This window comes from Mycetohabitans sp. B3 (assembly GCF_021498065.1).
Classification (GTDB): Bacteria; Pseudomonadota; Gammaproteobacteria; order Burkholderiales; family Burkholderiaceae; genus Mycetohabitans.
In genome coordinates this window covers 1-8,380 of record NZ_JAHLKN010000016.1, presented here as the reverse complement: position 1 = coordinate 8,380, position 8,380 = coordinate 1, and the positions used below count along the sequence as shown (strand labels likewise).

At 60.3% G+C, this 8,380-nt stretch carries 7 protein-coding genes; all 7 read right to left on the bottom strand.

Annotated elements, in window-relative coordinates; translation table 11 throughout:
• On the bottom strand, nt 1-102 hold a 102-nt coding region (locus tag KQH55_RS03505; protein ID WP_029951219.1), incomplete at its 3' end, for a GTP-binding protein.
• Between the two features lie 46 nt (nt 103-148).
• Nucleotides 149-2,251, bottom strand: coding sequence for an elongation factor G (fusA, locus tag KQH55_RS03500; protein ID WP_076785646.1), 2,103 nt, complete (start codon nt 2,249-2,251; stop codon nt 149-151).
• 132 nt (nt 2,252-2,383) lie between these two features.
• Nucleotides 2,384-2,854 carry a 30S ribosomal protein S7 gene (gene rpsG / locus KQH55_RS03495; protein WP_013434778.1) on the bottom strand — a complete coding sequence of 157 codons (471 nt, stop codon included), beginning with the start codon at nt 2,852-2,854 and terminating at the stop codon, nt 2,384-2,386.
• Nucleotides 2,855-3,017: 163 nt separating this feature from the next.
• The gene (gene rpsL, locus KQH55_RS03490; RefSeq protein WP_041754145.1) at nt 3,018-3,398 is read right to left on the bottom strand and encodes a 30S ribosomal protein S12; all 381 of its coding nucleotides are present in this window, start codon (nt 3,396-3,398) and stop codon (nt 3,018-3,020) included.
• Between the two features lie 281 nt (nt 3,399-3,679).
• Entirely contained in the window at nt 3,680-5,530 is a 1,851-nt protein-coding gene (gene recQ, locus KQH55_RS03485; RefSeq protein WP_076785647.1) for a DNA helicase RecQ, read from the bottom strand.
• 115 nt (nt 5,531-5,645) lie between these two features.
• The gene (locus tag KQH55_RS03480; protein WP_076796829.1) at nt 5,646-6,143 is read right to left on the bottom strand and encodes a GNAT family N-acetyltransferase; all 498 of its coding nucleotides are present in this window, start codon (nt 6,141-6,143) and stop codon (nt 5,646-5,648) included.
• A gap of 20 nt (nt 6,144-6,163) precedes the next feature.
• Nucleotides 6,164-8,095 carry a type III effector HrpK domain-containing protein gene (locus KQH55_RS03475; RefSeq protein ID WP_235090213.1) on the bottom strand — a complete coding sequence of 644 codons (1,932 nt, stop codon included), beginning with the start codon at nt 8,093-8,095 and terminating at the stop codon, nt 6,164-6,166.
• Between the last annotated feature and the right edge of the window lie 285 nt (nt 8,096-8,380).

The window sequence follows — 8,380 nt, the reverse complement described above, 5'->3', positions numbered from 1 at the left end:
CGTCGCGATCGCCGCCGTCAGCGTGGTCTTGCCATGGTCAACGTGACCGATCGTGCCCACGTTCACGTGCGGCTTGGTCCGTTCAAATTTACCTTTAGCCATGTTTCTCTTCTTTCAATAGTGGTTCGTGAATGAGTTTGCCGACCGATCACTTCGCTTTCGCGTTGATGATCGCATCAGCCACGTTACGCGGAGCCTCGGCATAGTGCTTGAACTCCATCGTGTAGGTCGCACGGCCTTGCGTCAGCGAGCGCAGCGACGTCGAATAGCCGAACATTTCCGACATCGGCACTTCCGCACGGACGATCTTGCCGCCGCCGACCATGTCTTCCATGCCCTGCACGATGCCGCGACGACCTGACAGGTCGCCCATCACATTGCCCATGTACTCTTCCGGCGTTTCGACTTCGACGGCCATCATCGGCTCGAGAATCACCGGATTCGCCCGGCGCATCGCTTCCTTGAACGCCATCGAGCCGGCCATCCGGAACGCGTTTTCGTTCGAGTCCACGTCGTGGTACGAACCGAACGTCAGGTGCACCTTCACGTCGACGACCGGGAAACCGGCCAGCACACCGCTCTTGAGCGTTTCCTGGATACCCTTATCGACCGCGGGGATGTACTCGCGCGGAATCACGCCGCCCTTGATCTCGTCAAGGAATTCATAGCCCTTGCCTTGCTCGTTCGGCTCCAGCGTGATCACCGCATGGCCGTATTGGCCGCGACCGCCGGACTGCTTGACGAACTTGCCTTCGACGTCCGCCGCCGAGCTGCGGATCGTTTCGCGGTACGCAACCTGCGGCTTGCCGACCGTCGCCTCGACGTTGAATTCGCGCCTCATCCGATCGACCAGGATTTCCAGGTGCAATTCGCCCATGCCCGAGATGATCGTCTGGCCCGATTCCTCGTCGGTCTTGACGCGGAACGACGGATCCTCCTGCGCCAGACGGTTCAGCGCGATGCCCATCTTTTCCTGGTCGGCCTTCGTCTTCGGCTCGACGGCCTGCGAAATCACCGGCTCCGGGAACACCATACGTTCAAGCACGATCGGGTTGGCCGGATCGCACAGCGTGTCACCGGTGGTCGCCTCCTTCAGGCCGACCGCAGCGGCAATGTCGCCAGCGCGCACTTCTTTGATTTCCTCGCGCTGGTTCGCGTGCATTTGCAGAATCCGTCCGACGCGCTCCTTCTTGCCCTTCGTCGAATTCAGCACGGTATCGCCAGAATTGACGACGCCCGAATACACGCGGAAGAAAATCAATTGGCCAACGAACGGGTCCGTCATGATCTTGAACGCGAGCGCCGAGAATTTCTCGTCGTCGGATGCGTTGCGCTCTGCATCCTCACCACTCTCGGTCTCCCCCTTGACTGGCGGAATGTCGACCGGCGACGGCAGGAAGTCGATCACCGCGTCCAGCATGCGTTGCACACCCTTGTTCTTAAACGCGGTCCCGCACAACATCGGCTGAATTTCGCAAGCGATCGTACGATCGCGCAGCGCCTTGACGATCTCAGCTTCAGTCAGCGCGTCGCCACCGAGATACTTTTCCATCAGCGTCTCGCTCGCCTCAGCCGCCGACTCGATCATTTTCTCGCGCCACTCGTTACACGTGTCCACGAGTTCAGCCGGAATATCGGCATATTCGAACTTCGTTCCTTGCGACGCGTCGTCCCAAATGATCGCCTTCATCTTCAATAGGTCGACGACACCCCTGAACGACTCCTCCGCACCGATCGGCACGACGATCGGCACCGGGTTAGCCTTCAGGCGCGTCTTCAACTGGTCGTACACCTTGAAGAAGTTTGCGCCGGTACGGTCCATCTTGTTCACAAACGCGAGCCGCGGCACCTTGTACTTATTGGCCTGGCGCCACACGGTTTCCGACTGCGGCTGCACGCCGCCGACCGCGCAGTACACCATGCACGCGCCATCGAGCACGCGCATCGAGCGCTCAACCTCAATCGTGAAGTCCACGTGTCCCGGCGTGTCGATGATGTTGATGCGGTGTTCCGGGTAGTTGTTACCCATGCCTTTCCAGAACGCCGTCGTCGCAGCGGACGTGATCGTGATGCCACGTTCCTGCTCCTGCTCCATCCAGTCCATCGTCGCGGCACCATCGTGCACTTCGCCGATCTTGTGGTTCACACCGGTGTAAAACAGGATGCGCTCGGTCGTCGTCGTTTTGCCGGCGTCGATGTGAGCGCTGATACCGATATTACGGTAACGCTCGATAGGAGTCTTACGAGCCACTTTAATCTCTCAAGAGGATTGCGCAGCGGAAGAACCGCGGTGCGCCTTAACACAAACGGGCGAGGCGCTTCGGAAGCGCACCCGCCCGGAATTTCCTTCTCCGTTTACCAGGCTTTCCAGCCTAAACGGCCGTTAGAAACGGAAATGCGAGAAAGCTCTGTTCGCTTCCGCCATCCGGTGCACTTCGTCGCGCTTCTTCATCGCGCCGCCCCGACCTTCCGCGGCCTCGAGCAGTTCACCGGCCAGGCGCAGCGCCATCGACTTCTCGCTACGCTTTTTCGCGGCCTCACGCAACCAGCGCATCGCCAATGCCATACGACGCGACGGGCGCACTTCGACCGGAACCTGGTAGTTCGCACCTCCAACGCGGCGGCTTTTCACTTCAACCACCGGCTTCACGTTGCTCAGCGCGACAGTGAACACTTCCAGGGGGTCCTTGCCGGCCTTGCCCTGGATTTGCTCGAAAGCCCCGTACACGATGCGTTCGGCCACTGACTTCTTGCCCGACAGCATCAGTACGTTCATGAATTTTGCAACATCAACATTACCGAACTTCGGGTCCGGCAATATTTCCCGCTTGGGGACTTCGCGACGACGCGGCATTTCTGTTCCTTTGACTGTTCAGTTGGAGCGGTTGCTTTCCCCACCCCGCGGCCACCAACTAACCCGATCCATCTCACGACTAACCAGCTTGGCCGGGTGACCACTTACTCGATAGCACCGATCGATCCGGCACCACCGCCTTTGCATCGACGGGCGATGCAGCTTACTTACCCGCCTTGGCGCGCTTCGCACCGTACTTCGAACGAGCCTGCTTACGGTCCTTGACGCCTTGCGTGTCGAGCGAGCCGCGCACCATGTGGTAACGCACACCCGGCAAGTCCTTGACCCGGCCACCGCGAATCAGCACGACCGAGTGCTCCTGCAGGTTGTGGCCTTCACCACCGATGTACGAGATGACCTCGAAGCCGTTCGTCAAACGAACTTTCGCGACCTTACGAAGCGCCGAGTTCGGCTTTTTTGGCGTCGTCGTGTACACACGAGTGCACACACCGCGACGCTGCGGACAGTCCTGCAAGGCCGGACTCTTGCTCTTCACATGCTCCGAAGTGCGGCCTTTGCGAACCAATTGATTGATGGTTGGCATTGTTGATTCCTGGAAATAGATAAAACCGGACGACGCAGGCCCGGGCAAGCGAACCTGAATGGCTGCACACACGCCACCCGATGAACCGACACCGGAATATCGGCGGCGATGGTGCCGTGCCCGCCATGCTAACCATCGACCGGCCCACAGTGACACAGAGGGCGACCAGCGACGCGAGCGCACTTCCGCCGAATACCGGAACCTGGCATAGTAATCCAAAATTTGCAAGTACGTCAACAGTTTGCGTGCATTAGATCACGCCGGCGGAGCGACTACCGCCGTCAATCGTCGTTGATCACGTCGAGCAGCTCGTCACCGAAGCGCTCGAATTTGCGCGCACCCAGACCCGGTACGCCGCGCAACTCATCGAGTGAAACCGGCGCGCTGCGGGCCAGTTCGGCCAACGTCGCATCGTGAAAAATCACGTAGGCCGGCACGCCATCGGCCTTGGCCGTCTCGCTGCGCCAGGCGCGCAACCGGTCCCAGCGCGCACGCTGGCGTGGCGACATACCGGCGGTCGGATCGGTGCGCTCGCCGCGACGCGCGCCATCCGCCTCGCGCACCCGTTTGGGTTTAGCATATCGGCGCAGCGTGATGTTGCGCTCCCCCTTCAACACCGGCTTGCTCGCCTCCGTGAGCACCAACACGCCGTGGCCTCCGTGATCGACTGCAAGCAGGCCGAGCGCAATCAACTGACGGAAAATCGCCCGCCATTGTGCCTCTGACAACGCCGCGCCGATACCAAAAGTGCTTAACGCGTCATGCCTTCGCTGCTTGACGCGCTCGGTTGCATTGCCACGCAATATGTCGATCAAGTGGCCCGCGCCAAATCCAAAGCCGCTGGCCCGCTGCGCACGGTACACGCACGAGAGCGCCATCTGCGCCTCACGCGTGCCGTCCCAGGTTGCCGGCGGCTCCAGGCAGGTATCACAGTTGCCACATGGCTGGCCCGTTTCGCCAAAATAGCCGAGCAGATGCACGCGCCGGCATCCAGCCGTCTCGCACAACCCAAGCAACGCATCGAGCTTCGCCGTTTGCACTCGCTTGTGCAGCTCGTCGGCCTCGGACTCGTCGATCATCTTGCGCTGTTGCACGACGTCGCCCAGCCCGTAGGCCATCCATGCGTTGGATGCGAGACCATCGCGGCCGGCCCGGCCGGTTTCCTGATAGTAGCCCTCGATGCTTTTAGGCAGGTCTAGATGCGCGACGAAGCGTACATCCGGCTTGTCGATCCCCATTCCAAACGCGATTGTCGCGCACATTACGACCCCCTCCTCGCGCTGAAAGACCTGCTGGTGCCGCTGGCGAAGCTGCGCGTCCATGCCGGCGTGATACGGCAACGCGCGCAGCCCCTGCTGCACGAGCCAGTCGGCCGTCTCCTCGACCTTGCGCCGCGACAGGCAATAGACAATGCCCGAATCAGTGGTGCCGTCCACGTTGGTGTGCTCGGCTCGGATAAAGTCGAGTAATTGCACACGCGCGTTGTCCTTCTCGACGATCCGGTAACGAATGTTCGGCCGATCGAAACTCGATATAAACACCCGAGCGTTGTTCAGCGCGAGCCGCTCGATGATTTCCTCGCGCGTGAGCGCATCCGCCGTCGCGGTCAACGCGATGCGGGGCACCTGCGGGAAACGCTCATGCAACGCGGATAGCTGCATGTATTCGGGCCGAAAATCATGGCCCCACTGCGACACGCAGTGGGCTTCGTCGATCGCAAACAACCCTATCCGGCTGCGCGCGAGCAGTTCCAGAAACCGCTCCGTCAGCAGTCGCTCCGGTGCAACGTACAACAATTGCAACTCACCGCGCGTGAACGCGCGCTCGGTTGCCGCCGCCTCGGCTGCGGTGAGCGCCGAGTTCACATAGGCCGCCCGCACCCCCGCCTCGGTCAACGCCGCGACCTGGTCCTGCATCAACGCGATCAGCGGCGACACCACGATGCCAGCGCCCAGGCCGGCTTCGTGACGCACCAGCGCGGGAATCTGGTAGCACAACGACTTGCCGCCACCGGTGGGCATCAGCACGAGGCTGTCGTGCCCCGCTGCGACATGTTCGACGATATCGGCCTGCGGCCCGCGAAACGCCGGATAGCCGAAGACCTCTTTAAGCAACGCAAGACAGCGGGACATGCAACTCCACGGATGGGAACGGCACGCAGCGTGCGCGTTCGGATCAGTGCATTTTACCAATCACGCGCGGGAAGCGATATCTGCCCGATGGCCGATGCAGGCCGCCGTCCAGTAGTCACTTGGGCAGTTCGGCGCGCCGGGCCTGCGCCGGCCCCGGCATGGCCAGCCCCAGCTCATTGTGCAGTGCCTGTAAATATCGTCCGCGCAGGAAGCGGCATTCCTGCTTGAGCATGCCATAGAGGATGAAATCCGTGCCATCTCCGGCACCCTCGCGCATGAGGCCTTCACGCCGAAAACCTAGGTGCTCGTCGAGCCGCTGCGCACGCAGGTTATCCGCGCGCACCAACCCTGTCACCCGCCGGCAATTGAGCACCACGAACGGATACAGAAAGACCGCCGACAGGAACGCCGGCGTCAGCAGATGACGCGATTCCAGCATCGCGCAGTGCATCAGCACGTTCGGGCCGTTATACCCCTGGTACACCACGCCAGCCACGATATCGCCGTCTTTTTCGAGCCCGATCGTCGTGCAGTCGTGGTAGCTCGTCTCGCCCGTTGCCGCGGCGACGAAACGCATGACCTCGTCGCTGCGGTGATACACGATTCGTCGCATAATCTGGTTCAAACAGCGAATTAGGTTGGCAATGGAATGCCGAATTGCTGCAGCGTCGGATTCACGTTATCGGCAAACTTCTCCTGATTTTGCTTCTTGTGCACCGCTTCGACGATTGCAGACACAATCGTTGCGATCACGCCGGCAATTTCACCAATTGGCCCGAGTGCATCAAGCACCGTCGATACCGCGCTGACGATCCCGGCAACCGCTTCGCCCGCCACGTTACCCGCGACGCGGGCAGCGGTCGTCGCAATCTTGGTGGCGACTTCACCCGTTTCTGCCGCAGCCTCACCAGCCGCCCCGGCGCCACGGGTCAGCCATGAGCCAATGTCCTTGGTATCCTTGACCGCGTCCTTGATCGTGTCGATGATGTCGAGCGGATTCGCGCCGGATGAGCCGTTGCTGCTGGAGGTGGAATCGGCATTTTGCGCACTGTCCGCTGCGCCGCCGCCCGCCTTTTCGAACAACTGCGCCAAGTTCTCCATTTCGGGCGGCAGTTTCTTCTTCAGGTACTCGCCCACGGCCGGATCATTGGCCAGTGTCTGGATGTCCTGCGTGAGCACTTTAACTGTCTCATCGACGTTGCGTAAATGATCGCTACCGCCGGCCTGCACGTTGATCAGCGTCTGCATTAGCTTGCACATGACCGCGGCCTTCTGCTCCGCCGTGTACTTGTCCGGATGAGCGAAGATGTCCTGATTCAGCGTACTGATATCGGTATTGGCGGTGAGGTTTTTCAAGCCTGCGTCTTTCAAAAAGCTCAGGTCGGATTGTTCGTCCGTCGGCGCCTCATCCTTGATGAAACTAGTCAGATTGTCGTCGTTGATCAGGTTGTCGGCCTTGTTCGTCGCCTTGTCGACGCCGGCGCGGTCAAGCGCGTCGAACCCGCCGTTGGTCGACAATGCCTTCGCGGCATTCTTCAGCGCGTCGCTGAAACCGCTGTTGTTTTGTAGATCGGAGACCTGCTGTTTAGTCGCCACCATGCCGCCGCCCTTTCCGCCGTTGTAGTTATGGTTCTTGCCACCGGCATCCTGATGGCCCGTGGACTGGCCGGTGATCGCGATGTAGGCTTGCAGCAGTGCAGCCGAGCGCGCCGTTGCCAACGAATCGGGATCGGCATCTGGGTGCTTCTTCATATACTCCTGGATATTGTTATCGGCCTGTTCCAGGTTCTTATGAACCGATTTTAAAAAGTCGCCCATTTTTCCCTGGTCGACCGTTCCATCATCCTTCAATGCACCGGTTCCTTGCAACGCACTCTTGAGCGACGGATTGTCGTTGACATACTGCAGCGCGGCTTGCTTCATCTCATCGGTGGCCCCATCGACTTGGCCGCTCAGAATCTGCATCGCGGCAATCGGGCGCTCCAACTGGATGCATTGATCGGCCGAGGCCATGTCGTTCCACTTCGATAAGTCATCACCTTCGTACTGGTCAATGAAATGATCAAGGGTGGCATACTTCGGATCGCCGGGAATAAACTCGTCGTCACAACCACATTCTGTCGTGTCAGTGTTCGTGTCGGCCCCGTCCACGATGGTCGAATCGTCGTCTGACCAATCTGTGACGGTCGAATCATCGTCTGACCAATCCTGCTCGTCGTTGACGGTAACGAACGGCGCACGGATTACAAAGGCGCGGTCTCCGAAGGCTGGTGAAGCCGATGTTTCGCTGCTCGATGGCGTATTCGATGCGGTGCCGAACGGGCTCGCTTTCGTGCCGTCGCGCGCCGTCTGCGTCGGGGGAGCCCATGTATCGGTCTCCGAGTCGCTGTCCTCGACATCGGAGTCTTCCCACTCCAAATCTAGGTAGGACAGCCCCAACAGGCTCAAGTGGGGCGGGAGTTTATCACTCTGTGCGTCCAACTTGTCACCCTTGGCGTTGGCTTCAGGAGTTTGCAGTCCCGTGTTGAGCCATGGGCCACTCCACTGCTGCACTAAGGTATTCATCGAGTTTGGCTCCTCTCGGTGGCGCGCCAGCAACAGTGGTGCGCAAGACATGCCCTGCGGGGCAACGGATCGTGAATCGATTATCAGCATGTCGCCGAACCAGGCTCCGGAAACTGCGAACTGCCGTGGCTTGATGCGAATCCCTGTCTCGCCCTATGTGACAGTTGGCGTCCGCCGCCTTGAAGACCCTGGCAGGCCGGATGCCAACTGCACCCATTCCAATTTCTCATTGTCGACCGATGTCCGCTGGCCCTGATCTTTGATCCCCTACCCCCTACCCCCTAC

What these genes read in the sequence shown, in the direction of transcription:
- rpsG (WP_013434778.1), bottom strand. Translation starts at nt 2,854, where the DNA reads ATGCCGCGTCGTCGCGAAGTCCCCAAGCGGGAAATATTGCCGGACCCG.
- rpsL (WP_041754145.1), bottom strand. Translation starts at nt 3,398, where the DNA reads ATGCCAACCATCAATCAATTGGTTCGCAAAGGCCGCACTTCGGAGCAT.
- recQ (WP_076785647.1), bottom strand. Translation starts at nt 5,530, where the DNA reads ATGTCCCGCTGTCTTGCGTTGCTTAAAGAGGTCTTCGGCTATCCGGCG.
- KQH55_RS03480 (WP_076796829.1), bottom strand. Translation starts at nt 6,143, where the DNA reads ATGCGACGAATCGTGTATCACCGCAGCGACGAGGTCATGCGTTTCGTC.
- KQH55_RS03475 (WP_235090213.1), bottom strand. Translation starts at nt 8,095, where the DNA reads ATGAATACCTTAGTGCAGCAGTGGAGTGGCCCATGGCTCAACACGGGA.